General features: G+C 70.1%; 22 protein-coding genes and 1 pseudogene. 11 read left to right on the forward strand and 12 right to left on the reverse strand.

Features of this window, described 5'->3' with window-relative positions; translation table 11 throughout:
• Positions 1-111: 111 nt before the first annotated feature.
• The 5 genes from AB0J93_RS24535 (at position 112) to sthA (ending at position 5,229) form a co-directional block, all read left to right on the forward strand.
• Positions 112-1,071, forward strand: coding sequence for a TIGR03557 family F420-dependent LLM class oxidoreductase (locus AB0J93_RS24535; RefSeq protein ID WP_363924677.1), 960 nt, complete (start codon positions 112-114; stop codon positions 1,069-1,071).
• Positions 1,072-1,170: 99 nt separating this feature from the next.
• The gene (locus tag AB0J93_RS24540; protein WP_363924678.1) at positions 1,171-1,563 is read left to right on the forward strand and encodes an SCO5389 family protein; all 393 of its coding nucleotides are present in this window, start codon (positions 1,171-1,173) and stop codon (positions 1,561-1,563) included.
• Entirely contained in the window at positions 1,553-2,701 is a 1,149-nt protein-coding gene (locus tag AB0J93_RS24545) for an LLM class flavin-dependent oxidoreductase (protein WP_363924679.1), read from the forward strand. The genes AB0J93_RS24540 and AB0J93_RS24545 overlap by 11 nt, the downstream gene beginning before the upstream one ends.
• Positions 2,702-2,722: 21 nt before the next feature.
• The gene (locus AB0J93_RS24550; protein ID WP_363924680.1) at positions 2,723-3,694 is read left to right on the forward strand and encodes an ATP-binding protein; all 972 of its coding nucleotides are present in this window, start codon (positions 2,723-2,725) and stop codon (positions 3,692-3,694) included.
• A 131-nt stretch (positions 3,695-3,825) separates the two neighbouring features.
• Positions 3,826-5,229, forward strand: coding sequence for a Si-specific NAD(P)(+) transhydrogenase (sthA, locus tag AB0J93_RS24555; RefSeq protein WP_363924681.1), 1,404 nt, complete (start codon positions 3,826-3,828; stop codon positions 5,227-5,229).
• A gap of 62 nt (positions 5,230-5,291) precedes the next feature.
• Here the strand turns inward: sthA and aceB are convergent, their stop codons facing one another.
• The gene (aceB, locus tag AB0J93_RS24560) at positions 5,292-6,902 is read right to left on the reverse strand and encodes a malate synthase A (RefSeq protein WP_363924682.1); all 1,611 of its coding nucleotides are present in this window, start codon (positions 6,900-6,902) and stop codon (positions 5,292-5,294) included.
• On the reverse strand, positions 6,899-8,170 hold the full coding sequence (aceA, locus tag AB0J93_RS24565) for an isocitrate lyase (protein ID WP_363924683.1): 1,272 nt from the start codon (positions 8,168-8,170) through the stop codon (positions 6,899-6,901). Before aceA ends, aceB begins: the two co-directional genes overlap by 4 nt.
• Positions 8,171-8,387: 217 nt before the next feature.
• Here aceA and AB0J93_RS24570 point away from each other — a divergent pair, with 217 nt between their 5' ends.
• Positions 8,388-9,782, forward strand: a complete 1,395-nt coding sequence (locus AB0J93_RS24570; protein WP_363924684.1) for a short-chain fatty acyl-CoA regulator family protein — start codon at positions 8,388-8,390, stop codon at positions 9,780-9,782.
• 128 nt (positions 9,783-9,910) lie between these two features.
• Entirely contained in the window at positions 9,911-10,756 is an 846-nt protein-coding gene (locus tag AB0J93_RS24575; protein ID WP_363924685.1) for an endonuclease/exonuclease/phosphatase family protein, read from the forward strand.
• A gap of 12 nt (positions 10,757-10,768) precedes the next feature.
• Here AB0J93_RS24575 and AB0J93_RS24580 read toward each other — a convergent pair whose 3' ends face one another.
• The 3 genes from AB0J93_RS24580 to AB0J93_RS24590 all read right to left on the reverse strand — a co-directional run bounded on the left by AB0J93_RS24580 (position 10,769) and on the right by AB0J93_RS24590 (position 13,719).
• Entirely contained in the window at positions 10,769-11,626 is an 858-nt protein-coding gene (locus tag AB0J93_RS24580) for a DUF4253 domain-containing protein (protein WP_363924686.1), read from the reverse strand.
• Between the two features lie 118 nt (positions 11,627-11,744).
• Entirely contained in the window at positions 11,745-12,425 is a 681-nt protein-coding gene (locus tag AB0J93_RS24585) for a TrkA family potassium uptake protein (RefSeq protein ID WP_363924687.1), read from the reverse strand.
• Positions 12,418-13,719, reverse strand: a complete 1,302-nt coding sequence (locus AB0J93_RS24590; protein ID WP_363924688.1) for a TrkH family potassium uptake protein — start codon at positions 13,717-13,719, stop codon at positions 12,418-12,420. Before AB0J93_RS24590 ends, AB0J93_RS24585 begins: the two co-directional genes overlap by 8 nt.
• A 378-nt stretch (positions 13,720-14,097) precedes the next feature.
• On the opposite strand from AB0J93_RS24590, the pseudogene AB0J93_RS24595 reads away from it, so the two are divergent.
• Both AB0J93_RS24595 and AB0J93_RS24600 read left to right on the forward strand, forming a co-directional pair.
• Positions 14,098-14,490: pseudogene (locus AB0J93_RS24595) on the forward strand (nuclear transport factor 2 family protein); the annotation flags it as partial.
• Positions 14,491-14,530: 40 nt separating this feature from the next.
• Positions 14,531-15,373: an SgcJ/EcaC family oxidoreductase gene (locus AB0J93_RS24600; RefSeq protein ID WP_363924689.1), complete on the forward strand. Its 843-nt coding sequence runs from the start codon at positions 14,531-14,533 to the stop codon at positions 15,371-15,373.
• 102 nt (positions 15,374-15,475) lie between these two features.
• Here AB0J93_RS24600 and AB0J93_RS24605 read toward each other — a convergent pair whose 3' ends face one another.
• The 4 genes from AB0J93_RS24605 to eda all read right to left on the reverse strand — a co-directional run bounded on the left by AB0J93_RS24605 (position 15,476) and on the right by eda (position 18,685).
• Positions 15,476-16,033, reverse strand: coding sequence for a hypothetical protein (locus tag AB0J93_RS24605; RefSeq protein ID WP_363924690.1), 558 nt, complete (start codon positions 16,031-16,033; stop codon positions 15,476-15,478).
• Positions 16,034-16,059: 26 nt separating this feature from the next.
• Positions 16,060-16,848, reverse strand: a complete 789-nt coding sequence (locus tag AB0J93_RS24610) for a hypothetical protein (RefSeq protein ID WP_363924691.1) — start codon at positions 16,846-16,848, stop codon at positions 16,060-16,062.
• Between the two features lie 98 nt (positions 16,849-16,946).
• Complete coding sequence (locus AB0J93_RS24615; protein WP_363924692.1) at positions 16,947-18,050, reverse strand: sugar kinase; 1,104 nt, start codon at positions 18,048-18,050, stop codon at positions 16,947-16,949.
• Positions 18,047-18,685 (reverse strand): bifunctional 4-hydroxy-2-oxoglutarate aldolase/2-dehydro-3-deoxy-phosphogluconate aldolase, encoded by a 639-nt coding sequence (gene eda / locus AB0J93_RS24620; RefSeq protein ID WP_363924693.1) that lies wholly within the window; start codon positions 18,683-18,685, stop codon positions 18,047-18,049. The genes AB0J93_RS24615 and eda overlap by 4 nt, the downstream gene beginning before the upstream one ends.
• A 46-nt stretch (positions 18,686-18,731) precedes the next feature.
• Between eda and AB0J93_RS24625 the strand changes: the two genes are divergently transcribed.
• Together AB0J93_RS24625 and AB0J93_RS24630 are read left to right on the forward strand one after the other, a co-directional pair.
• Positions 18,732-19,508: an IclR family transcriptional regulator gene (locus tag AB0J93_RS24625; protein ID WP_363924694.1), complete on the forward strand. Its 777-nt coding sequence runs from the start codon at positions 18,732-18,734 to the stop codon at positions 19,506-19,508.
• An 83-nt stretch (positions 19,509-19,591) separates the two neighbouring features.
• Positions 19,592-20,605 carry a LacI family DNA-binding transcriptional regulator gene (locus AB0J93_RS24630; RefSeq protein ID WP_363924695.1) on the forward strand — a complete coding sequence of 338 codons (1,014 nt, stop codon included), beginning with the start codon at positions 19,592-19,594 and terminating at the stop codon, positions 20,603-20,605.
• A gap of 128 nt (positions 20,606-20,733) precedes the next feature.
• On the opposite strand, the gene AB0J93_RS24635 is transcribed toward AB0J93_RS24630, so the two are convergent.
• Genes AB0J93_RS24635 through AB0J93_RS24645 form a run of 3 tightly spaced genes read right to left on the reverse strand, consistent with a single transcriptional unit; the run spans position 20,734 to position 24,308 of the window.
• Entirely contained in the window at positions 20,734-22,452 is a 1,719-nt protein-coding gene (locus AB0J93_RS24635) for a trehalase family glycosidase (RefSeq protein WP_363924696.1), read from the reverse strand.
• A gap of 57 nt (positions 22,453-22,509) precedes the next feature.
• Complete coding sequence (locus AB0J93_RS24640; protein WP_363924697.1) at positions 22,510-23,331, reverse strand: carbohydrate ABC transporter permease; 822 nt, start codon at positions 23,329-23,331, stop codon at positions 22,510-22,512.
• Positions 23,328-24,308, reverse strand: coding sequence for a sugar ABC transporter permease (locus tag AB0J93_RS24645; RefSeq protein ID WP_363924698.1), 981 nt, complete (start codon positions 24,306-24,308; stop codon positions 23,328-23,330). Before AB0J93_RS24645 ends, AB0J93_RS24640 begins: the two co-directional genes overlap by 4 nt.
• Positions 24,309-24,315: the final 7 nt, after the last annotated feature.

Consider the following 24,315-nt stretch of genomic DNA (forward strand, 5'->3'; position numbering starts at 1 on the left):
CCCCGCCCCGTCGTCGGGCAACGGCAGCGGCACTCCCCTGTTTCCTCTCCCAAAAGGGGCGCGCTGGTGCAAAGTGGCAGGACAGGGCTGGGTTCATGATCGGGAGATCTGATGCGGATCGGATACAAGCTGTCAAGCGAGGGCTTCGGGCCGAACGAGATCATCCGGCAGGCCGTCCGCGCCGAGCAGGTGGGGTTCGACTTCGTCGAGATGAGTGACCACTTCCATCCCTGGCTGGACAGCCAGGGCCACTCGTCGTTCACCTGGACCGTGCTGGGGGCGATCGCCGCCCGGACCGACCGGATCGAACTGGCGACCGGGGTCACCTGCCCGAGCGTGCGCTACCACCCGGCGATCATCGCCCAGGCCGCCGCCACGCTCGCCCTGGTGTCCGACAGCCGGTTCACCCTCGGCGTCGGCGCCGGCGAGCGCCTGAACGAACACGTCGTCGGCCAGGGCTTCCCCGGGGTCCGCGGGCGACACGAACGGCTCCGCGAGGCGCTGGAGATCATCCGGCTGCTCTGGTCCGGCGGCTACCGCTCGTACGAGGGAAAGCATCTTCAGTTGGACGACGCGCGCGTGTTCGACCTGCCCGAACAACTGCCCGTCATCGCCGTCGCCGCCAGCGGTGAGGCGTCCGTGACCGTCGCCGCGGAACTCGGCGACGGGTTGTTCGCCACCGAACCCGAGGCTGATCTGGTGCAGACCTACAAGCGACTCGGCGGGCAGGGCCCCCGCTACGCCGAGGTCCCGCTCGCCTGGGCGCCCGACGAACAGCAGGCGGTGCGGGCGGCCTGGGAGACCAGCCGGTGGGCGGTCACCGGCTGGAAGGTGATGAGCGAGCTGCCGAACCCGGTGAACTTCGACGCGGCGTCGCGCACCGTCACCGAGGACGACATCCGGCAGCAGTTCGCCGTCGGTCCCGACCCGGACGTGCACGTCCAGGCGGTGCGGACGTACGTCGAAGCGGGCTTCGACCACATCGTGCTGCAGAACGCCGGTCCCGACCCTGACGGCTTCCTCGATTTCTTCCAGGACACCCTCGCCGCCCGGCTGCGCGCCCTCGGCTGACCGGCGCCACCCCCGGCGGGCATTGACACTGCCGACAGTGACGTGATGTGCTCCCAGCGTAGCGGTAATGACAACCGTGATCGTTAGCTGAGGAGGAGCATGTCTCTCACCGTGCCGCCGAGCCTGCTGCGGGCCGCCGAGTCCGGCCCCGTCGACGACGAGGCATTCGTGGCCTGCGTCCGCGAGTCACTGCCGTACGCCTGGCAGACCGTCAGCCGGGTGGCGTCGGAGCTGGCGTCCTCCGACGCCGAGTTCGCCGACAACCAGGTGCCCCCGCCCAGCGAGGCGGAACGGGGCCAACTGTTGCGCGCTTTGGCCAGTGACGCCATCCGGTCCAGCCTGGAGCGTCACTTCGGCGTCAAGCTCGCCTTCCAGAACTGCCACCGGGTCGCGGCGTTCCGGCCGTCCGCCGTCGACTCCGACACCTACCACCGGTTCATCTCGATGCGGGGCCAGTTGCTCAACCAGTCTCCCGAGCTGCGTGACTGCTGATCCGAGCGAGGCCCGGCGGGCCGGTCGGGGCGTACGCGCGCACCTGTTCCTGCTCGCCGGGCAACGCCCCGGTGAATCGCACGCCGAGGCGCTGGCGACCGCCCACCGCTACGGCCACGCGGCCGAGGCCGCCGGCTTCGCCGGGGTGTGGATCGCCGAGCACCACTTCATCTCCTACGGGGTGTGCCCGTCGGCGATCACCTTCGCCGCGCACCTGCTCGGCGCCACCCGCCGCATCGAGGTGGGCACCGCCGCGTGCATCCTGTCCAACCGGCACCCGGTGGCGCTGGGCGAGGAGGCGGCACTGCTGCACGAGCTGTCCGGTGGACGGTTCCGGCTCGGTGTCGGTCGGGGTGGCCCCTGGGTGGATCTGGAGGTCTTCGGCACCGGGACGGAGCGGTTCGCGCACGGGTTCCACGACTCGCTGGAGCTGTTGACCCGGTGGCTGTCCGGGCAACCGGCGGTGGCCGGGAACCATCGCTTTCCGTTCCGTGCCGTCCCGGTGGTGCCACGACCGCGCGGCCGGCTGCCCGTCTGGGTCGCGGCGACCTCGACCGGCACGGTCGATCTCGCCGCCCGGCACGGCCTGCCGCTGCTGCTCGGCCTGCACGCCGACCTCGCCGAGAAGGCGGAGCTGCTCGACCGCTACGCGCGGGTGACCGAGGCGCACGGCCACGACCTTGCCAGCATCGATCATGCCAGCGCCCATCTCGCCCAGCTGGCGGAGACCGACGCGGCGGCGGCGCGGGTGGTCGCCACCGGGCTCCCCCCGCTGCTGGCCGGCACCCGGGAGTACGTCCGCCTGGACGGCGCACCGGCCGGGCAACGGGATCCGGCCGGCTACGTCGAGCATCTGATCGACATCCATCCGGTGGGCGCACCCGGCCGCTGCCGGCAGGCGGTCACCCGGGCGGCGGCGCTACCCGGCGTACGCCATCTGTTGTTCATGGTGGAGGCCGGCGGCGGGCCCGAGGTCGGACTACCCAACCTTCGTCGGCTGGCCGCAGACGTGCTCGACCTCGCCCCGGCCGGCGATCGGCAGCCGGTCACACCGACCTCGGCGAGTCAGGCGGCGGGTTCGGCGTCGGATGGCGAAGCGACCCGTTACCATGCGATTCATGGAAACGGTTACCGTTAGCATCTGGCCGGAGGGGCGCCGATGAAGATCGCCTTCGTCGGAAAGGGTGGCAGTGGCAAGACCACCCTCGCCGCGCTCCACGCCCGCCACCTCACCGCCGAGGGCCGCCCGGTGCTGGCCATCGACGCCGACATCAACCAGCACCTCGCGGTGGCTCTCGGCGATCCGGTCGTGGCGGGCACGATGCGGCCGTTGAGTGAGCACCTGCCGGCCATCAAGGAGTACCTGCGCGGCGACAACCCACGCATCGGCTCGGCCGCGCAGATGGTGAAGACGACTCCCCCGGGACGGGGCTCGCGGCTGCTGCGGGTGGCGGAGGAGAACCCGATCTACGCCGAGTGCGTCGCCACCGTCGGCGGCGTACGGCTGGCGGCGACAGGTGAGTTCAGTGCCGAGGATCTGGGGGTGGCCTGCTACCACTCCAAGGTCGGCGCGGTGGAGCTGCTGCTGAACCACCTGCTCGACGGGCCCGGCGAGTACGTGGTGGTGGACATGACCGCGGGTGCCGACTCGTTCGCCTCGGGACTGTTCACCCGCTTCGACCGCACCTTCCTGGTCTGTGAGCCGACCGTGCGCAGCGTCAGCGTCTACCGCCAGTACGCCGGCTACGCCCGCGACTACGGGGTGGCCCTGTCGGTGATCGGCAACAAGGTCGAGGACGCGACCGATGTGGAGTTCCTCCGCGAGCACGTCGGTGCCGACCTGCTGACCTGGATGAACCGCTCGGCGTACGTGCGCCGCGCCGAACGCGGCACGGTCGGCCCGCTGCACGACCTCGAGGACGCCAACCGGGCCGTACTGGGCCGGATGGCCGAAGCCGTCGACGGCACCGCGCAGGACTGGGCGGCGTTCACCAGGTGGGCCCACGAGTTCCACCGGCGCAACGCCGAGGCGTGGGCCAACGACCGCGCCGGAATCGACCTCACCACCCAGATCGATCCGGACTTCCGCATGGGGCCGGCCGCACTGGCCGGGGCCGCCCCCCACGCCTGAGGCAGCGCGCTGCCGGGCCGGCCCGCGTCGCGCCCGGCGGCTCGTCGCCTTTGTTCCAACCTGGTTAACGTCACCTGCCGCCTACGCGACAGGTCTGGCGCCGGGCGCGACATCTTGCGACGCTGGTGATCGTGTATGACTACGACCTGTTGGTGCTGGGCTCCGGGCCCAGCGGTCAGAAGGCCGCCATCGCCGCCGCGAAGCTGGGCCGGCGGGTCGGCCTGGTGGAACGACGCGACATGCTCGGCGGGGTGTGCATCAACACCGGCACCGTGCCGTCCAAGACCCTGCGCGAGGCGGTGCTCTACCTGACCGGCCTGAGCCAGCGGGACCTCTACGGCAGCAGCTACCGGGTCAAGGACGAGATCACGGTCAGCGATCTGGCCGCGCGGACCCAGCACGTCATCAACCGGCAGACCGATGTCATCCGCAACCAACTGGCCCGCAACCGGGTCGCCATCATCACCGGCACCGGACGGTTCGCCGACGCCCACTCGGTCTGGGTCGACGGCGACTCCGGACGCGAGTCCAAGGTCACCTTCGACAAGGCCATCATCGCCGCCGGCACCCGGCCGGCCCGGCCGGAGAGCGTCGACTTCGACGACCGGACCATCGTGGACTCCGACGGTGTGATCAACCTCCAGGCCGTACCCCGCAGCATGGTCGTGGTCGGCGCGGGCGTGATCGGCATGGAGTACGCCTCGATGTTCGCCGCGCTCGGCACGAAGGTCACCGTGGTCGAACGCCGGGAGCGGATGCTGGACTTCTGCGACGAGGAGGTCGTCGAGTCGCTGAAGTACCACCTGCGGGACCTGTCCGTGACGTTCCGCTTCGGCGAGGAGGTGGCCTCGGTCGAGAAGCACCAGACCGCCGCGTTGTGCGTCCTCAAGAGCGGCAAGAAGATCGTCGCGGACACGGTCATGTACTCGGCCGGCCGGCAGGGCCAGACCGACGGGCTGGACCTGGCCGCGGCCGGGTTGACCGCGGACCGGCGCGGTCGCATCGAGGTCGACGCGAGCTACCGCACCACGGTGGAGAACATCTACGCCGTCGGCGACGTCATCGGGTTCCCGGCGCTGGCCTCGACGTCGATGGAGCAGGGACGGTTGGCCGCTCAGCACGCCTGCGGTGAGCCGGACCGCCCGATGCACGAGTTGCAGCCGATCGGCATCTACACCATCCCCGAGATCAGCTTCGTCGGGAAGACCGAGGAGGAGCTGACCGACAGCGCGACGCCGTTCGAGGTGGGCATCGCCCGCTACCGCGAGCTGGCACGCGGCCAGATCGTGGGTGACTCGTACGGCATGTTGAAGCTGCTCGTCTCGCCGACGGACGGCCGGTTGCTCGGCGTGCACGTCTTCGGCACCGGCGCCACCGAGATCGTCCACATCGGGCAGACGGTGATGGGCTGCGGCGGCACGGTGAACTACCTGGTCGACACGGTGTTCAACTACCCGACGCTGGCCGAGGCGTACAAGGTCGCCGCCCTGGACGCGTCCAACAAGATCCGCAACATCACCCGGATCGACGGCTGACGGATGTGGCGGCGCCGGTCGGCCCAAACCCGACCGGCGCCGCCACCCGCGCTGACGCCGACTCAGCCGGCCGTCAGGGCGAGTTCCCGCGCCGGCCTCAGGTGCCGGGCGTACGCGCTGGTGGTGAAGAACGACGGCAGGTCCTCACCGAGGGCGGTCTCCTCGACGATGCGCGCGGCCTGCTCGGCGCGTTCCCGCTCGGCGTCCTCGCGCCCCTCGGTCACCGTGGCCAGTTCCTCGGCGAGCATCGAGCGGACCAGTTCCTCGGTCACCGATCCCCCACCGGCCAGCGGCGTGCCGTGGTGCAGCCACTGCCACAACTGGCAGCGGGCGATCTCGGCGGTGGCCGCGTCCTCCATCAGGTTCCACAGCGCCACCGCGCCCGCGCCGCCGAGCCAGGCGTCGATGTAGCGCAACGCCACCGCGACGTTGGCCCGCACCCCCGCCTCGGTGACCTGCCCCGGGGTCTTGTCCACCGAGAGCAGCTCGGCGGCGGTGACCGTCACCTCGTCGCGGCGCCGGTCGAGCTGGTTCGGTCGCTCGCCCAGCACCGCGTCGAAGACCTCCCGGCAGGTCGCCACCAGGCCGGGGTGGGCGACCCAGGAGCCGTCGAAGCCGTCGCCGGCCTCGCGCTGCTTGTCCGCCCGCACCTTGCTCAGCGCCACCTCGTTGACCTGCGGGTCGCGGGCCGGGACGAAGGCGGCCATCCCGCCGATCGCGTGCGCGCCACGCCGGTGGCAGGTGCGCACCAGCAGTTCGGTGTACGCGCGCATGAACGGCACGGTCATCGTCACCTCGGCGCGGTCCGGCAGGACGAAGTCCGGCCACTGACCGAAGTTCTTGATGATGCTGAAGATGTAGTCCCACCGCCCGGCGTTCAGGCCCGCCGAGTGCTCGCGCAGTTCGTAGAGGATCTCCTCCATCTCGAACGCGGCGGTGATCGTCTCGATAAGCGTGGTGGCCCGGATGGTGCCCTGCGGCAGCCCGAGGTAGCGCTGGGCGAAGACGAAGATGTCGTTCCACAGCCGCGCCTCGCGGTGGCTCTCCAGCTTCGGCAGGTAGAAGTACGGGCCCTTTCCGGCGTCGAGCTGCCGCCGGGCGCAGTGGAACAGGTAGAGGCCGAAGTCGACGAGGCTGGCCGAGATGGGCCGCCCGTCGACCACGATCCCCTTCTCCACCAGGTGCCAACCGCGCGGCCGGACCACGATCGTGGCCAGGTCGTCGCCGAGCGCGTACCGCTTGCCTCGGGCGTCGGTGAAGTCGATCCGGCGGTCCAGGGCGTCGATCAGGTTGAGCTGGCCGCTGATGACGTTCTGCCAGGTCGGCGCGGTGGCGTCCTCGAAGTCGGCGAGCCACACCTTGGCACCGGAGTTCAACGCGTTGATGGTCATCTTGCGGTCCGGCGGGCCGGTGATCTCGACTCGGCGATCCTCCAGGCCGGGTGCGGGCGCGGCCACCTGCCAGGTCGGGTCGTCGCGGACAGCGGCGGTCTCCGGCAGGAAGTCGGGCAGCTGACCGGTGGCGTAGCGGTCGCGGCGGGCACGGCGGGTGTCCAGCAGGGCAACCCGGCGGGCGGCGAACTCGCTGTCCAGCGCGACCAGGAACTCCAGTGCCTCGGGCGTGAGGACCTCGTCGAAGCGTTCGGCCATCGGGCCGATGATCTCGTATCTCATGCGAACTGCTCCTCTTCCGTGGAGCCGCGCAGCGCGGTGGTCTCGGCGGCCGGGTTGAGCACCGTGCTGATCAGGTCGAAGTAGCCGGTACCCACCTCGCGCTGGTGCTTGACCGCGGTGTAGCCCGCCGGCTCGGCCGCGAACTCCCGCTCCTGGAGCGAGACGTACGCCGACATGCCGTCGGCCGCGTAGCCGCGGGCCAGGTCGAACATCGAGTAGTTGAGGGCGTGGAAGCCGGCCAGGGTGATGAACTGGAACTTGTATCCCATGTGGCCGAGTTCCCGCTGGAACTTGGCGATGGTCGCGTCGTCGAGATGCTTACGCCAGTTGAACGACGGCGAGCAGTTGTAGGCCAGCAACTGGTCCGGGTGCTCGTCCTTGATCGCCTCGGCGAAGCGCCGGGCGACCTCCAGGTCCGGCGTGCTGGTCTCCATCCAGAGCAGGTCGGAGTGCGGGGCGTACGCCAGGCCACGGGCGATGCACGGCTCGACGCCGTTGCGGACCCGGTAGAAGCCCTCCGCGGTGCGCTCGCCGGTGACGAACGGCTGGTCCCGCTCGTCGACGTCGGTGGTGAGCAGGGTGGCGGCCTGGGCGTCGGTGCGGGCGATGACCACCGACGGCACGCCCGCCACGTCGGCGGCCAGCCGCGCCGCCTCCAGGGTGCGGATGTGCTGGCCGGTGGGGATGAGCACCTTCCCGCCGAGGTGACCGCACTTCTTCTCGCTGGCGAGCTGGTCCTCCCAGTGCACCCCGGCGGCACCGGCCGCGATCATCGCGTTCATCAGCTCATACGCGTTGAGCACGCCGCCGAAGCCGGCCTCGGCGTCGGCGACGATCGGCGCCAGCCAGTCGATGCCGGAGGTGTCGCCCTCGGCGGTGGTGATCTGCGCGGCGCGCAGCAGGGCGTTGTTGATCCGACGCACCACCGCGGGCACCGAGTTGGCCGGGTAGAGGCTCTGGTCGGGGTAGGTGTGCCCGGCCAGGTTCGCGTCGGCGGCCACCTGCCAGCCGGACAGGTAGATCGCCTTGAGCCCGGCCCGGACCATCTGCACGGCCTGGTTGCCGGTGAGGGCGCCGAGGGCGTGGATGTAGTCCTCACTGTTCAGCAGCCGCCACAGCCGGTTCGCGCCGTGCCGGGCCAGGGTGTGTTCCTCCTGGATCGCACCACGCAACCGCACCACGTCCTCGGCGCGGTAGCTGCGCCGCACACCCCGCCAGCGGGGGTTGGTGTCCCATTCGTGCTGCAACTGCTCGACCGCGGTAACCATCGTTGCTCATTCCCTTCGAATTCCGTCGTCACCTGGTGACGCTGCGCGAGACGCCGGGCCGCCGGGTGTGGAGCCCACGGTCACATGGCCCGCCGGAAGTGGTCGAGGGACGGAAAAAGCCAATTATTGAAAAGTCAACGGGCGATTCTGCGAAGTTGTGAAAGCGCCCATTCGCAGCAGTGCTAATGTGGCCGGATCAGGTCGCCGGATCAGGGAGGTGAGGGCCGTCGCCAGGACCTTCGCCGGGGCCCGGCTGCGCCGGATGCGCGAGGAGCGTGGGCTGAGCCAGACGGAACTGGCCCGACACCTCAGCATTTCCCCGAGCTATCTCAACCAGATCGAGCACGACACCCGGCCACTTACCGTCCCGGTGTTGTTACGCATCACCGAACTGTTCGGCGTCGACCCGACCGTGTTCGCCGCGCACGACACCCCTCGGCTGGTCGCCGGGCTACGCGAGGCGCTGCCCGGACGCGCCGGCCTGACCGAACTCACCGAACTGGCCACCCGGCTGCCGGAGGTCGCCGCGGCGGTCATCGAGCTGCACCGGCGCTACCAGCAGGCCGACGAACAGCTCGCCGAGCTGGTCGGCGACCGGGAGCGGATCGGTCGTAGCCCGCACGACCAGGTCACCGAGTTCTTCTACCGGCGGCAGAACTACGTACCGGATCTCGACGAGGAGGCCGAGCGGCTGGCCGGGCGGATGGGGCTGCGTCGCGGCGAGGTCCGCGCCCTGCTCCGCGACCGGCTGGCGCAGCGGCACGGCGTACACGTCACCCGCGAGGACGCCGCCGCACTCGGTGGTGAGCTGCACCGGTACCGCCCGCAGACCCGCACCCTGCACCTGTCCACCTCGTTGCGCGCCGGGCAGGAGGCGATGCGGATGGCGGCGCAGATCGCGCTGCTGGAGTTCGCCGACGTCATCGACGAGATCGTCGAGTCGGAGGAGTTCGACGACGTGCAGACCCAGATTCTGACCCGCGTCGGCCTGGCCAACTACTTCGCGGCGGCGCTGATCCTGCCGTACGAACACTTCCTGGCCGCCGCCGAGCAGCGCCGTTACGACATCGACCTGCTCACCCAACACTACGCGATGGGCTGGGAGACGGTTTGCCACCGGCTCAGCACGTTGCAGCGGCCCCGGGCGCGCGGCGTGCCGTTCTCCTTCGTCCGGGTCGACCGGGCCGGCAACATGTCGAAGCGCCAGTCGGCCACCGGCTTCCCGTTCTCGCGTACCGGCGGCACATGTCCGTTGTGGACGGTGTACGAGGCGTTCGGGGCGCCGGGGCGGGTGGTGACCCAGGTCGCCGCCATGCCGGACGGGCAGCGTTACCTGTGGATCGCCCGCACCATCACCCGCCACCACGGCGGCTACGGCCAGCCCGGCAAGGTGTACGCCATTGGGCTGGGCTGCGAGGTGCGGCACGCCAGCCGGCTGGTCTACTCCACGGGAATGGACCTGCACGCGGCCGAGGCGGCGACCCCGATCGGGCCGGGCTGCAAGACCTGCGAGCGGATGACCTGCCCGCAGCGGGCCGCCCCGCCGATCAGCCGACACCTGGACGTGGACGAGAACCGCAGCACCTTCATCCCGTACCCGCTGCGGACCTGACCTCCGTACCGCCGCCCGCCGCCGCCATCACCCAGCCGGCGGTCCCGATCGCCGACCGTGACGAACCTGGCGGCGGAGCACACCGGTACGGATACACTTTCAGCCCCTCCGCGAGCCAGGGCTGGTGCATGGTTTCTCGTCCGATAGTTCTGCGGCAACTGGCGGCCGCCGTCGCCCTGCTCTCGGTCGCCACGGTCCTGGCGGGCTGCTCGGTCGTCGCACCGGTCGCACCGGCACCACTGCGGGTGCTCCAGCTGAACCTGTGCAACAGCGGCATGGCCACCGGCTGCTACACCGGCCGCTCGGTGGCCCGGGCCGCCGAGGTGATCCGGGCCGAGGCCCCCGACGTCGTCACCCTCAACGAGATCTGCTCCGGCGACGTGGACACCCTGGAGCGGGCGATGACGGACGTGCACGACGGCACGATCGCGGCCGCCTTCCAGCCGGCGCGAAACGGCCGCACCGGCGAGCCGTACCGTTGCGTCAACGGGCAGCAGTACGGCGTCGGGGTGCTGACGCACATCGCGGCACCGGCGGGCGACCACGAGGTGCACGCCGGGATCTACCCGGCACAGGACCCGGCCGACCCCGAGCAGCGGGCCTGGCTCTGTGTGGAGGCCCGGACCCTCTTCTTCGCCTGCACCACACACCTGGCGTACACCAGCTCAACCCTGGCCCTCGCCCAGTGCTCGCACCTGCTCGGCACGGCGATCCCGCAGTTGCACCGCGACGGTCGCTATCGACCCACCGTGGTCAGCGGCGACCTCAACCTGCGTCACGGCGGCACGCCCGACGTGACATCCTGCGTACCGGCGGACTACCGGCACCGGCACGACGGCGGAGTGCAGCAGTTCATGGCCACGGCAGACCTGGGGATCGAATCCACCAGGTCGGTCAGCATGGCACGGACGACCGACCACGCGGCCTTCCTGGTGACGCTCACGCTGCCCGGTCAGGGTGAACCCGCCCACTGAGGAGCACCCGGGTCAGTCCCACCAGAACGCCCAGGTCGGCGCGTCGACGATTCGCTCGGCGTAGGCGGCCAGGGTGCACGGCCGCTGCCCCTGCCACACGTTGTCGGGGCAGAAGGCGAAGTGCTCGGCGGCCACCCGCAACGCCTCGGCGGTCTCCTCCGGAGGTGCGGCGACGCTCAGATACAGCTCGGCGAAGCCGACCCCGATCACCCGGACCCCGAACCGGTCCTCCCAGCTGCGCAGCACGGCCGACAGCCGGCCGGGATCGTTTGTGTGGTTGACCGCGCCCAGCCAGCCGAGGACGGCCAGGGCATCGCTGCCCCGCTCGGCGGGGACCAGCCCGAGGCGCATCGCCGGTTGGGCCAGCGAGAGCTGCTCGGCCCAGTGGTCCGCGTGCCGCTCCGGCGTCGTCCACGGCTCGCCGGGCGGTGCCAGCCCCGGCCAGTCCTGCCCGTACGGGGCGGTCACGGCGACCCGCCGGTCGTTTGACAGCTGGTCGTCGCCGTCGTAGGGGGCCGTCTGGCCGGCCCACCAGTCGGCGAGCAGCCGCTCCGGATCATGCTCGGTGGGCGAGGACCCGCGCTCGGGCCAGAACTCGCCGTCGTCCCACGGCCGCGTCGGCTCACCGTCGTAGCCGTCCAGCAGCAACGGCCACAACCCCGACTGCGCGTGCGCCGCGTGCAGCCGCGACCACAGCCCGGCCGGAGCCGGGCCGTCGCTGAGCCACAGCGTGGGTCGGTCGGCGTCGCCCCCGTCGCCGCGGATCGTCCGGCCGGGCGGAAGCGGCACGGACAACGTCCGCGGACGCGCAGCGGCGGCCACGAACAACTCCAGCAGGTCGGGCGGCATCTCGTTCAACTGTGCTGTCACGACGCGTGAGGATAGTGGCCATGTCCGACAATGCACGGCGACAAGCCGCTCGCGTCGCCGGGTCGTCGGCCCGGCCGAAGATCCGGGCCGCCGTCTTGGTCGGACGTCAGACGCCCTCCTACTCGGCGGCAGCGAATCGTTCGACGTTGTCGACCGGACCAACGACCAGGATCAGATCGCCGTAGGTCAGCACGGTGTCGGGGGTCGCGTGGGTGAAGCCTGGTTGACGGCCACCGATGGCGACCTCCGGTTTCACCGCCACCACGGTCACCCCCCACCGGCTGCGGAGGCGCGACTCGCGCAGCGGCATGCCGACCACGTCGTGCGGAGGCTTGGTCTTGATGACGGCGAAGTCCGCGTCCACCTCGACGTAGTCGAGAATGCGGCCGGTGAGCAGGTGGGCGGTGCGTTCACCCATGTCGTGCTCCGGCGCGATGACGTGGTGGGCGCCGACGCGAGTCAGGATGTTGCGGTGCTGCCCGCTCACGGCTTTGGCCCAGATGTCGGGGATGCCGAGCTCCGAGAGCAGGCTGGTCGTCAGGATGCTGGCCTGGATGTCGGTGCCGATCGCCACGACCGCCCGGTGGAAGTCGCCAACACCGAGTTGCCGTAACGCCTCGATGTCGGTCGAATCCGCGGTGATCACGTGCGGAAGTTGCCCGACGAGGCTCTGCACGGTCTTCGGCTGGTTGTCGATGCCGAGCACCTCGGTACCCCGCTTGGCCAGTTCAAGAGCCAGAGCGCTGCCGAAGCGGCCCAGGCCGATCACGACGACCGGCTCGTTACGGACGTCAGCCAACGATCGTCCTCTCCTCGGGTAGTTCGAATCGCCGGTTGCGATCGCGCAGCGCCAGCGCGGAGGCCAGGGTGAGCGGTCCGATCCGGCCGGCGAACATCAGCAGAACGAGTAGCACGTCGGCCTGCGGCGGCAGGTCACCGGTGATGCCGGTGGACAGGCCGACGGTGCCGAAGGCCGACACCACCTCGAACAGGACCGCGTCGAGCCGGTACGGGGTGGTGGCCAGAAGGGTGAAGGTGGCCACGGCCACCGTGCCCGCGCTGAGCAGGACGATCGCGAGAGCCTGACGCTGGTTGCTGGCAGGGATCCGGCGGTGGCCCACGTTCACCTGTGTCTCGCCACGCATCTCGGACCACAGGACGAAGGCGAGCAGTCCGAAGGTGGTGACCTTGATACCGCCGGCCGTGCCCGCGCTGCCGCCGCCGATGAACATCAGCACGTCGCTGGCGAGCAGGCTCTCCGGACGCATCGCCCCGATGTCGACGTTGTTGAAACCGGCCGTACGGGTCATCGCGGAGGCGAAGAACCCGGCGAGCAGTTTCTGCGGACCGTCGAGTGGGCCGAACGTGCCCGGATTCGAATACTCGGCGAGAGTGAACACCACGGTGCCGAGCGCCAGCAGCGCGACGGTGAGCGCGACGGTTATCCGGGTCGTCACCGACCAGTACGAGGGCTGGCGCCAGGAACGGACCAGTTCGAACACGACCGGGAATCCCAGCCCACCGAGGATGACGGCCGCCGTGATGGTCAGCGTGATCCAGGGGTCCGTGACGTAGCCCATCAGGCTGTCCGCGTACGTGGAGAAGCCGGCGTTGTTGAACGCGGAGATCGCATGGAAGACGCCCTCGTAGAGCGCCGTTCCCAACGGGCGATGATACGCGGTGGCGAACCGGATGGTGAGCAGCGTGGCTACCACTGCCTCGCTGACGAGGCTGAACACGACGATTCGGCGCACGACGCCGCGTACGTCGCCCAGGTTGAGACTCTTGGTTTCCGCTTGGGCGAGGAAGCGGGCACGTAGCCCGAGCCGACGGGACAGCAGCACGGTGAACAGCGTGGCCAGGGTCATGATCCCGAGGCCGCCGATCTGAATGAGCAGCAGGATGACCACCTGCCCGAAGGTGGACCAGTAGCTGCCGGTGTCGACCGTGACCAGGCCGGTGACGCACACCGCCGAGGTGGCGGTGAAGAGTGCGTCCACCAGTTCTGTGCGATCTCCCGACCGCGTCGCCCATGGCAGGGACAGCAGACCGGTGCCCACCACGATCGCTCCGGCGAAGCCCACGGCGATCATCTGCGCCGGATGCCGAAACCGGTCACCACGTCGCTGCCACGCGGGCCGTCGGGTTAGCGGACGCACGATCGGCCGCCCGACCCTTGCCCCGTTTGCCTCGAACGATCCGAGGTGCTGACAGCCCGTCCGACGAACCGGCCCACCGGTCGCCTCTGGTCAGCAGCGATCAACACATGGCGCATCTTCCCACGGTCGAACCGTCCCGGGCCCCCGGCCCGGCAGGTGGGGGTGACCGGCGCATCGAAGTCCGGCGGCGTAGCGTGCCGGTGTGGAGCCTGATCGGACGCCCGGGCAGCGACCGCGCCGGGCAGATGGGTCGGCCGCGGAGCTGCTCGCGGCGGCGCGGGCCGGTGACGGTGCGGCGTTCGGCCGTCTGGTCGGCGGTACGCGGCAGCCTGGGAGACCGGTGACGTCGAGACCCTGGTGGCGATGTTGGCCGAGGACGCGCGGTACTCGATGCCGCCGCAGCGGGTCTGGTACCAGGGCCGTACCGCGATCGAGGGCTTCCTGGCCGAGGCGGTGCTGTCACACCGCTGGCGGTTCCTGCCGGCCTCGGCGAACGGGCAGCTGGCGTTCGGCACGTACCTCTGGGACGACGCCCAGGGAAGCTACCGGCCGGCGGGTCTGGATCTGCTGGCGCTGGACGGCAGCCGGGTCAGCGAGGTGGTCTCCTTCCTCGACGCCCCGTTCCCGGAGTTCGGCCTGCTCGCCCGACTTTGCGAAAACGAATCGGCCACCCGCGGTGAGTTCGCGTGCTGCCCGGGGTTGTAGGGGTGACGGACCCGATCGACCCGGAAGGACCGAGCCGAGCATGACCACCAACGAGGAACAGATTCGCGAGCTGATTGAACGCTGGGCCAGGGCGGTACACCAGGGGGACCTCGCCACGGTGCTCGCCGACCACGCCGAGGACATCGTGATGTTCGACGTGCCGCCGCCGCAGCAGGGGGTGCGTGGTCTCGACGCGTACCGGCAGACCTGGCCGCCGTTCTTCCGGTGGCAGGCTCAGGGTGCGTCGTTCGACATCGAGTCGCTGGAGGTCACCGCCGGCGACGACGTGGCGTTCGCGTACGCCCTGCTGCGCTGCGGCACGGCGGAGGACCTGGCCGAGGCGCCCGACCGGCGGTTGCGCCTCACCCTCGGCCTACGCCGCCACGACGGGCGTTGGGTGGTCACCCACGAGCATCATTCGTTCGCCCTCGACCCGGCGTCCGACCGGGATTCCGTCGCCGACGAGCGGGAACTGCACGAGCTGCACGAGCGATGGTTCGCCGCGACGGCGGCGAAGGACCTCGACGCCCTGATGGAGCCGATCGCCGCCGACGTCGTGTCGTACGAGCACGAAGCACCGCTGCGGTATGTCGGCGAGCCGGCGGTACGCGAGATCTGCCGGGCCCGCCTCGACGCGGCGGGTGATGGTGCGGTGAGCTGGGAGGTGCCGGACCAGACGCTCGTGGTTGACGGTGATCTCGCCGTGTCCTGGGGCCTGAACCGGGTACGGGTCACCACGCCCGGTGACGCGACCGTCGAGAGCTGGTCGCGCGGTACCCGAATCTTTGCCCGACGCGACGGCGGCTGGCAGCTGGTGCACCAACACCTGTCCTATCCGTTCGACCCCGCCACCGGTGCCGCCCGGACCGATCTGCTTTCCTGAGCCGGTCCGGTCCCGGTGCGTCCGCCGGCGCACCGCTGCTGTCCCACCCCGTGGCACAGAACGGTGCGCCGTCCACCGCCAGCCCGGACCCGCTACACGACACTAGTTGCCGGGCTGCTCCGGGTTGATCAGGAACACGATCTTGCCGCTGGCCCAGGCGTCGATGACCCTCGACAGGTCCTTGTCCGGATACCGCTCCCCGGTGTCGGAGTACGAGAACAGGTCCTGACGAATGGCGGTCTTCGCGAACTCCTCAAGCGCCTCCCGGCGGTTGATCGCGTCGGAGCTTCGCGGAGTTCCGCCGCTGACGCACGCCGCGACGAAGTCCACCTGGTCGCCCCGCTCGCCGCCCTTCGCCCGTGGCACCCAGTTCGGCAGCCTGATGAGCGTCTTGTAGAAGAGTTTGTTCAGCTTCTCGTTGCCGGGCCCCCGGAAATAGAGGTTGTCCCGGAGACCGTCGATCAGATCCTCGACCGACCTCCGATCCTCCACATCGCGGGGCCTGTCGACAAAATAGACATCGGCCTTCTGGAAGTACTGCTGGAGAAGCTCCTTGGAATAGGGCTCTCTCGCGAGGCTGGCGAGCGCTTCCGGGGGCAGCAGCTCGATGACGTCGAAGCGAAGTTCCTCGGGTACGCCCATGATGAATTCGTCCGGCATGACCGGCACTCCTCTCTGGAGGTCGGTCAGTCGATGGTGGAGATCGCGACCGGGCAGGTGAAGGACCAGCTGAGGCGTTCGGTGTGCGTCTTCACCTTCACCGCGAAGACCTCGAAGGTCTTCTCCACCGACGCCAGGTGGGCCGTGACGTCGGCGAGCAGGCGTACGTCGTTCGACTGCTTGCCGCGGCTGACGAAGATCCCGGTGGTCACCAGCGGAAGGTTGACGATCGAGATGTGCGGCACCGGGTGCAACGGCGCCCCCGCCACCTGACCGCCGCCGCTGAGGTCGACGAGATCCTTCGGCTGGTTGTAGCGCGCCCCGTCCTCGGTGGTCGCCATGCGGTACTGGTGCTGGATCACGGTGTCGTCCGAGAGGTTCTCGACCCGCCATGCCTGCAGGCTCTCGCTGACGGAACTGCCGATCGTGAGGCTCCCGCCCGCGTTCGTCGTCGGGGTGTCGCCGAACGTGCCGGCGCTCAGGTTCAGGGTGAACTGCGAGGATGAGGTGATGGTGGAGGCGTTCATGGTGGTCGGCGGGGAGTCGGTGCCGACGTAGTACTCCGGCGAATCGAGGCGCAGGGTGAGGTCGACCCCCTCCAGGAAGTACCCGCGCTTGTCCTTCTTGTCGTGCTTCATTTTGCCGTCCCGGGCCGCCGCGACGTTTGTGCCTTTGACGTCGACGCTGACGAAGGTGTGATCCTTGAACTCGTCGAGCTGGGTGACGATCGCGTTGAGCCGGAGTCGCACTCCGACAGTCTGGCCGTCGAGGGACTTCTCGACGTAGGTGTCCAGCGAGAATGATTTGTCGCTCATGCAATTCATCGTTCAATCGGGCATCAGGAATGACAAGACGTATGTCAATTTCCGCACTGACGCCAATCGAACGTGGATGTCGCTCTTATCCGACAGGGTCAGCGTTGCACCCGGGCACCGGCCCCGCGCACCAACGCCTCCACCTCGGACAGACTGGCCATCGACGTGTCGCCCGGCGTGGTCATCGCCAGCGCACCGTGCGCGGCGCCGTACTCCACCGCGAGCGCCAGGTCGCCGTCGCGTTCGAGCAGACCGTAGATCAGCCCGGAGGCGAAGCTGTCGCCGCCGCCGACCCGGTCCAGGATCTCCAGGCCGGGTCGGTGGGTGGCCTCGGCGAACGCACCGCCGGCCCAGGCCACGGCACCCCAGTCGTTCACGGTCGCGCTGCGTACCCCGCGCAGGGTGGTCGCCACCACCTTGAAGTTGGGGTACGCCCGCACCACCGCCTCGATCATCGCCTTGAAGTTGCCGGCGTCCAGCGCACCACTGTGGATGTCGGTGTCCGGCACCGGGAAGCCCAGGCAGGCGGTGAAGTCCTCCTCGTTGCCGATCATCACGTCCACCAGGCCGGCGAGTCGGGTGTTCACCTCCCGCGCGCGGTCCGGGCCGCCGACGGCCTTCCAGAGGCTGGGCCGGTAGTTCAGGTCGTACGAGACGAGTGTGCCGTGCCGGCGGGCGGCGGTCATCGCCGCCTCGGCGGTCTGCGCGGCCGTCTCCGACAGGGCGGCGTAGATGCCGCCGGTGTGCAGCCACCGCGCCCCGAGCGTGCCGAAGAGATGGTCCCAGTCGACGTCGTCCGGCTTGAGCTGGCTGGCGGCGGAGTGGCCCCGGTCGGAGGTGCCGACCGCGCCGCGCACCCCGAAGCCGCGCTCGGTGAAGTTCAGACCGTTGCGGACGGTGCGGCCGATGCCGTCGTACGGCAGCCAGGTGATGAGGTCGGTGTCGACGCCGCCCTGGAGGATCAGGTCCTCCAGCAGCAGGCCCACCTCGTTGCGGGCGAACGCGGTGACGACCGCGGTGCGCAGGCCGAAGCAGCGGCGCAGGCCCCGGGCGACGTTGTATTCGCCGCCGCCCTCCCAGACCCGGAACTGACGGGCGGTGCGGACCCGGCCCTCGCCGGGGTCGAGCCGCAGCATGACCTCGCCGAGCGAGACCAGGTCGTACCGGCAGTCGGCCTTCGGCCGGGGGTTCACCGCGCTCACACCGCACCTCCGGCGGCGGCCAGCGCCTCCCGCGTGCGGGCGGTGATCTCGTCCCACTGCTCGGCGGCGATCAGGTCGGCCGCGACCATCCAGCTCGCTCCGACCGCCAGGACCGCCGGCAGGGCCAGGTAGTCGGCGATCACCGCGGCGGTGATCCCGCCGGTGGGGATGAACCGGACGTCGCGGAACGGTGCCGCGAGAGCCTTGATCATCGCCGCGCCACCGAGCTGTTGGGCGGGGAAGAACTTGACCACGTTCAGGCCGGCGTCGAGGGCCATCTGGATCTCGGTGGCGGTGGCGGCTCCGGGCACCACCGGCACGCCGGCCTGTTGGCAGGCGCGGACCACGGCCGGCGCAAAGCCGGGGGTCACCACGAACCGGGCACCGGCTCCGATCGCCCGCTCGGCCTGTTCGACGGTGAGCACCGTGCCGGCGCCGACGGTCAGGTCGCCGCGGGCGGCGAGCGCCGCGATGGCGTCCAGCCCGGCGGCGGTACGCAGGGTCACCTCGACCGCGGTCAGACCACCCTTGACCAGGGCGTCACCGAGTGGGTCGGCGTGCCGCGCGTCGTCGAGCACCACCACCGGCAGCACCCGCCCGACAGGCAAGCGTTCAGAACCATGAACGTTGGTCACGTACGTGACCTTACTGGAGGCGTACGCCCTTCGCTAGTCTGGCCTTGTGTCCACCGCGCCCGATGACTTCCAGCCCGTGAAGTCGGCTGGACGCACCCTCGACCTGCTCGAACTGCTCGCCGATCAGCCGCAGACCTGGGCGCTGGGCGACCTGGCCCGCGCCCTCGCCATCCCGAAGAGCAGCCTGCACGGCCTGCTGCGCACGCTGGTCAGCCGCGGCTGGGTACAGACCGACGAGAGCGGCACCCGGTTCCGACTCGGCCTCCGCGCGCTGCGGGTCGGCGCCGCCTACCTGGACGGGGACGACCGGGTGGGCCTGCTGTCCGGCGTGCTCGACGAGTTGTCCCGTCGCTTCGGTGAAGCCGTGCACCTCGGTCGACTCGACGGCGACCAGGTCGTCTACCTCGCGAAACGGGAGTCGGTGCACCGACTGCGGCTCTACAGCGCGATCGGCCGCCGGCTGCCGGCGCACGCCACCGCGCTGGGCAAGGCGCTGCTGGCCGGGCATCCGGACACCGATGTCGACCAGATGCTGACCTGGCCGCTGCCCCGCCTCACGCCGCACACGGTCACCGACCGCGAGGCCCTGCACGCCGCCCTGGCGATGGTGCGGAACACCGGACACGCGGTCGACCGGGAGGAGAACGCCGAGGGCATCCGCTGCTTCGCCATGGCCGTACCGTTGGCGAACCCGGCGGTCGACGCGGTGAGCGTCTCGGTGCCCGTCAGTCGCCTGAGCCCGGAACTCGAAGCGGCTATCGTCGCGGCGCTGCGGGAACTGGTCGGTGGCCTCGCCCAGGCCCGGAGCATGCTGATCGCGTGATGTCGGCGGCACGGCGACCTGCGTTGACCCTGCCCGACGACCCTCATAACCTGAGGTGAATCGGTTCGACAGCGAGGAGCGGGATGAACATCGGGGAGATCGCCCGCCGCGCCGGGGTGTCCCGCAGCACCGTGTCGTACGTGTTGAGTGGCAAGCGGGCGGTGTCGGAGCCGACCCGGCAGCGGATCCAGGCCGTCATCGACGAGCTGGACTACCGTCCCAACGCGAACGCCCGGGCGTTGAAGGAGGGCCGCACCCGTACCCTCGGCCTGGTCATTCCCCCGGCCAGCCAGCGCCTGACCGACATGCAGCTCGGCTTCGTCGCCAGCGTGGTCGAAGCCGCCGCCCGCGCCGACCTGGACGTGCTGCTCTCCCCGTCCGGCGGCGACCACGACCGGTCGTTCGAGCGGATCGTGACCGGACGCCGGGTGGACGGGGTGATCCTCATGGAGATCCGGCTGGAGGACGACCGGGTGACCCGGCTGCGGCAGAGTCGACTGCCCTTCGTCACCATCGGCCGCACGGCCGAACCGACCGGCACCAGCTGGGTCGACGTCGACTACGAGGGACTGATCGCGCGATGTGTGCACCATCTGGCCGACCTGGGGCATCGGCACGTCGCCCTGGTGAATCGCTCGGCCGAGTTGGTCGCCGCCGGTTACGGTCCCGGGCACCGCGCTCTGGCCGGGTTCTCCCGGGCGGTGGCCGAACGCAGACTGACCGGCGTCGACCTGTGCTGCGGTGACGACGCACCCGCTGGCGAGGCCGCCATGACCCGGCTGTTGACCGCCCGTCCGGAGGTCACCGCCGTTGCCACGATCAACGAGGCCGCCCTGCCCGGCGTACAGCGGGCGCTGGAGGCCGCGGGCCGGCTGGTGCCCCGCGACTTCTCCGTCGTCGGGGTCGCCGCCGCGCATTGGGCCGAGGATTTCCGCCCGCCGCTGACGGCGGCGGACGTGCCCACCCTGGAGATGGGTGCCGAAGCCGTGGCGCTGCTGCTGGAACGGATCGCCGCCCCCACCGCCGCCCCCCGCCACCACCTCTACCAGCCCCCCATCTCGCTGAGAGCCAGCGCCGGCCCGACCCCACCCACCTAACAGTCCCGCCGCGTTGATCATGAAGTTGTTGTTGCTCCGCTCGGCGTGGCGCGACAACAACTTCATGATCAACCGGGGGTGGGGGTGGGGGTGGGGGTGGGGGCCGGGGGTGGGGGTGGGTGGGGTTATCAGTGGGTGGGGGTGGCGGGGCGGCGGCGCTCGTGGGCAGCGGCGAGGAGAAGGTAGCTGCTGGCGGTCCAGGTGTAGGCGCGGTCGCGCAGGCCCGCGCCGGTCTCGGCGTCGAAGTTCTCCGCGAAGCCGGACTTCTCGCACAGGGCACGGAACCGGTGGCTGATCTCGTCGGCGAGCCCGACGTGTCCGGCCCGGCGCAGGCCGTCCTCGATCAGTACGGTGGCCGGTGCCCAGATCGGCCCACGCCAGTAGCCGTCGGCCGCGTAGTGGGGCGAGTCGACAGGTTCGGTGGCGAGGCCGTGTGCGGTCAGGTGACGTTTGAGACCACCGGCGAGCCCGGCGCTCACCTCGGCGGGCAGGTCGGTACCGAGCACGATGGGCATGAAGTCGAGCAGGCTGGCGCTCGACCTGGGCTGACCGGTCCGGGCGCTGCGGGCGACGAACCGCTGACCGTCCCAGAGCTCGCTCAGCAGCTCACCTCGGACGTGGCGCGCGGTGCGGCTCCACTGTGCCACCTCCTCGGGCAGCTGAAGCTCCGCGGCCAGGTCCGCGAGCTGGTACAGCTGCAACAGCAGCAGGGCGGCGAGGTCCGGGGCCTCGATGGTCCGGGCACCGTCGAAGGTGGTCGCGTTGTCCCATCCGCTGTCGTTGCCGTGCTGGTAGTGCGGCAACTGGTGTCCGGGTACCCGGCGGTGGTCAAGCCAGAAGGTCGTCCAGCGGGTGAGCCGGCGGTACAGGTCGGACAGTTCGTCGCGCGGCAGCGGCCGGGACAGCCGCTGCCGCAGCTGCCGCAGCGCCCAGCCGTGCACGGGCGGCTTGACGTAGTTGTGCAGCACCTCCGAGTGGGCGACCGAGTCCGGCAACGCACCCGTCGGGTCCTGATGGTCGAACGGTATGTGGAACTGGTGCCAGGCCAGGTCGGCGTCCGCCTCGGCGAGGGCCAGAGCGTTGAAGCAGTGGTCCCAGCTCCACACCTTGTTCATCCAGTGCTTGGACATCAGTACCGCCGGTCGGGTGAGGAAGCCGGCCGGCGCGACCGTCGCCGACCACAGCACGTACGCGGCCAACTCGGCGGCGGGTGTCTCGGAACTGCGCCAGGGTGCCAGCCGGTCGACGAAGCTGGCGAACTCGGCCGCCACCGACCCGACGAGCTGGTCGAAGTGCCGGTCGCCCGGGTAACGGCGGCGGGCCGACTCGTACTCCTCGACGGCGATCTCCCACGGATGCTCGGCCGGCAGCTCCACGGCCCGCTCGACGGTGCCGAGCGCCTCGGCACCCACGGCACGCAGGTGGCCGGAGAGGGAAGTGACCCGGTAGCGGCGGCCGGTCTCGTACGAGGTGAAGACGTACGAGTCGTCGACCGGGTCGTGGAAGAGGTAGGTGCCGCTGAACGGGGTGAGGGTGGCCTGGGCGGCGGAGATCCGCAGGCCGATTCCGCGACCCCGCAACCGCACGGTGTCCCGACCGTCGTAGGTCAGCTCGATGAGGCCGGTGCGGTTGCGCCAGGTCAGCAGCGCGGCGCTGGCCGTCACCGTGGTGTCGGCCGAGGGCGTCAGCCGCAGCACCGGATGCATCCCGGTCTGGTGTGAGACCAGATGCAGCTCTGGCGCCTGCGTGTGCGCTGCCACTACCGGCGAGATGCTGAACCAGGACCCGTGGTAGCTGAACGGAATCTCCTGGATGGAGAAGGTCGGGCCGGTACGGACGACGGTCATGATCGACGACTGCCTTTCGGGGTGCGGTTGGTGCGACTGCTCCAAGGGCCGGCCGGATCAGTCCTTGACGGCGCCAGCGGTCACCCCGGCGGCGACGTAGCGTTGGGCCAGGACCAGCAGCAGGGTGGTGGGGATGGACGCCACCACGGCGGTGGCCATGATCGCGTTCCACTGCTGGTTGTTGTTGCCGATGTACTGGTAGATGCCGAGCGTGATCGGCCGATGGCCGCCACCGCCGGCCAAGGTGGAGGCGAAGACGAAGTCGGACCAGGCCCAGAGGAACGCGAACAGCGAGACGGTGACGATCGCGTTGCGGCTGACCGGCAGCACCACCGACCAGAACGTGCGTAGCCGGTTCGCACCGTCGACAAGCGCGGCCTGGATCAGGTCGTCCGGTATCCCCGACATGAACGCGGTGAAGATGAGCACCGCGAAGGGCACCGCGATCGTCGAGTCGGCCAGGATCAACCCGGGCACGGTGTTGAGCACACCGAGGTTGAGATAGATGGCGTAGAAGCCCATCGCCATGATGATGCCGGGGATCATCTGCGCGATCAGCAGGACGAACCGGATCGCCCCGCCGCCGGGCGGCCGGAGCTTGGCCAGCGCGTACCCGGCGGGGGCGGCCAGGACCAGGGTGAGCAGCACGGTGCCGAGCCCGACGACCAGACTGGTGCCGACGTACGGCAACTGCTGGCCGAGCACGGCTCGGTAGCCGTCGAGGGTGCCGTCGATCGGGAACAGGTGCGGCGGGCTCTTGCGCATGTCCTGGTCCCGGGTGAAGGAGACGTTGATCATCCAGTAGACCGGGAAGAGCATCAGCCCGGTGAGCATCACCCCGAGCCCGGTTCGCCACCAGCCACGAGTCGGTCGGCTCATGACAGCCGCCGCCGACGCTCGAAGCCGAGGTAGAAGCCGCCGGCGGCCACCGCCAACAGGATCAGCAGGTTGCCGACGGCCGCCCCGGAGCCGAACTCGGGCAGCAGGTTGCCGAACCCGAGCCGGTACGACCAGGTGGCCAGGGTGGTCGACGAATCGGTCGGGCCGCCCCTGGTCATGATCCAGATCAGGTCGAAGACCTTGAGCGTGTAGACCAGCCCGAGCAGCAGCGTGATCGCCGAGACCGGGCGCAGCAACGGCCACGTGATCCACCGGAAGCGCTGCCAACTGCCCGCTCCGTCCAGCTCCGCCGCCTCGTAGAGCTGGCGCGGGATCGCCTGCAGGCCGCTGTAGAGCACGACCAGGTTGAACGGGATGCCGATCCAGATGTTGGCGATGATCACCGACACCAGCGACCACCGCGGCGAGGTCAGCCAGTTCACCGCATCCACGCCGACCAGCGCGAGCGCCGCGTTGACCACGCCGGCCTCGCTGTTGAGCAGCCAGGACCAGGTGGACGCCGACACGATCAACGGCAGCAACCAGGGTACGAGGAACAGCGCGCGCAGCGTACGCGAGAGCGGAAAGTGCCGATGGAAGAAGAGCGCCAGCAGCAGCCCGATGGCGAACTGGAAGGCCAGTGACGTGACGGTGAAGACCAACGTGTTGAGCAGCGCGGGCAGGAACGTCGGCGCGGACAGCACCGCACGGTAGTTGTCCAGCCCGGCGAACGGCGCACCGCCCTGGACGAAGGAGCGGACCGTGTACTCGCGCAGACTCAGCTCGACGTTGCGGTACAGCGGATAGGCGTAGAAGGCGATCAGGTAGCCGACCACCGGGGCGAGGAAGGCCCACGCCGCCCACTGGGAACCGCCGGGGCGGCTACGGCGTCGGTGTGCCGGTGGGGGGCTGCTCGCCGCCCCACCGGTCTCGCCCACCGTCGCGGATGGCGGGGTACGGGTGACGTCGATTCCCATGGCGCTG

It is taken from the genome of Micromonospora sp. NPDC049374 (genome assembly GCF_040677165.1).
In the GTDB taxonomy this organism is placed as follows: Bacteria; Actinomycetota; Actinomycetes; order Mycobacteriales; family Micromonosporaceae; genus Micromonospora.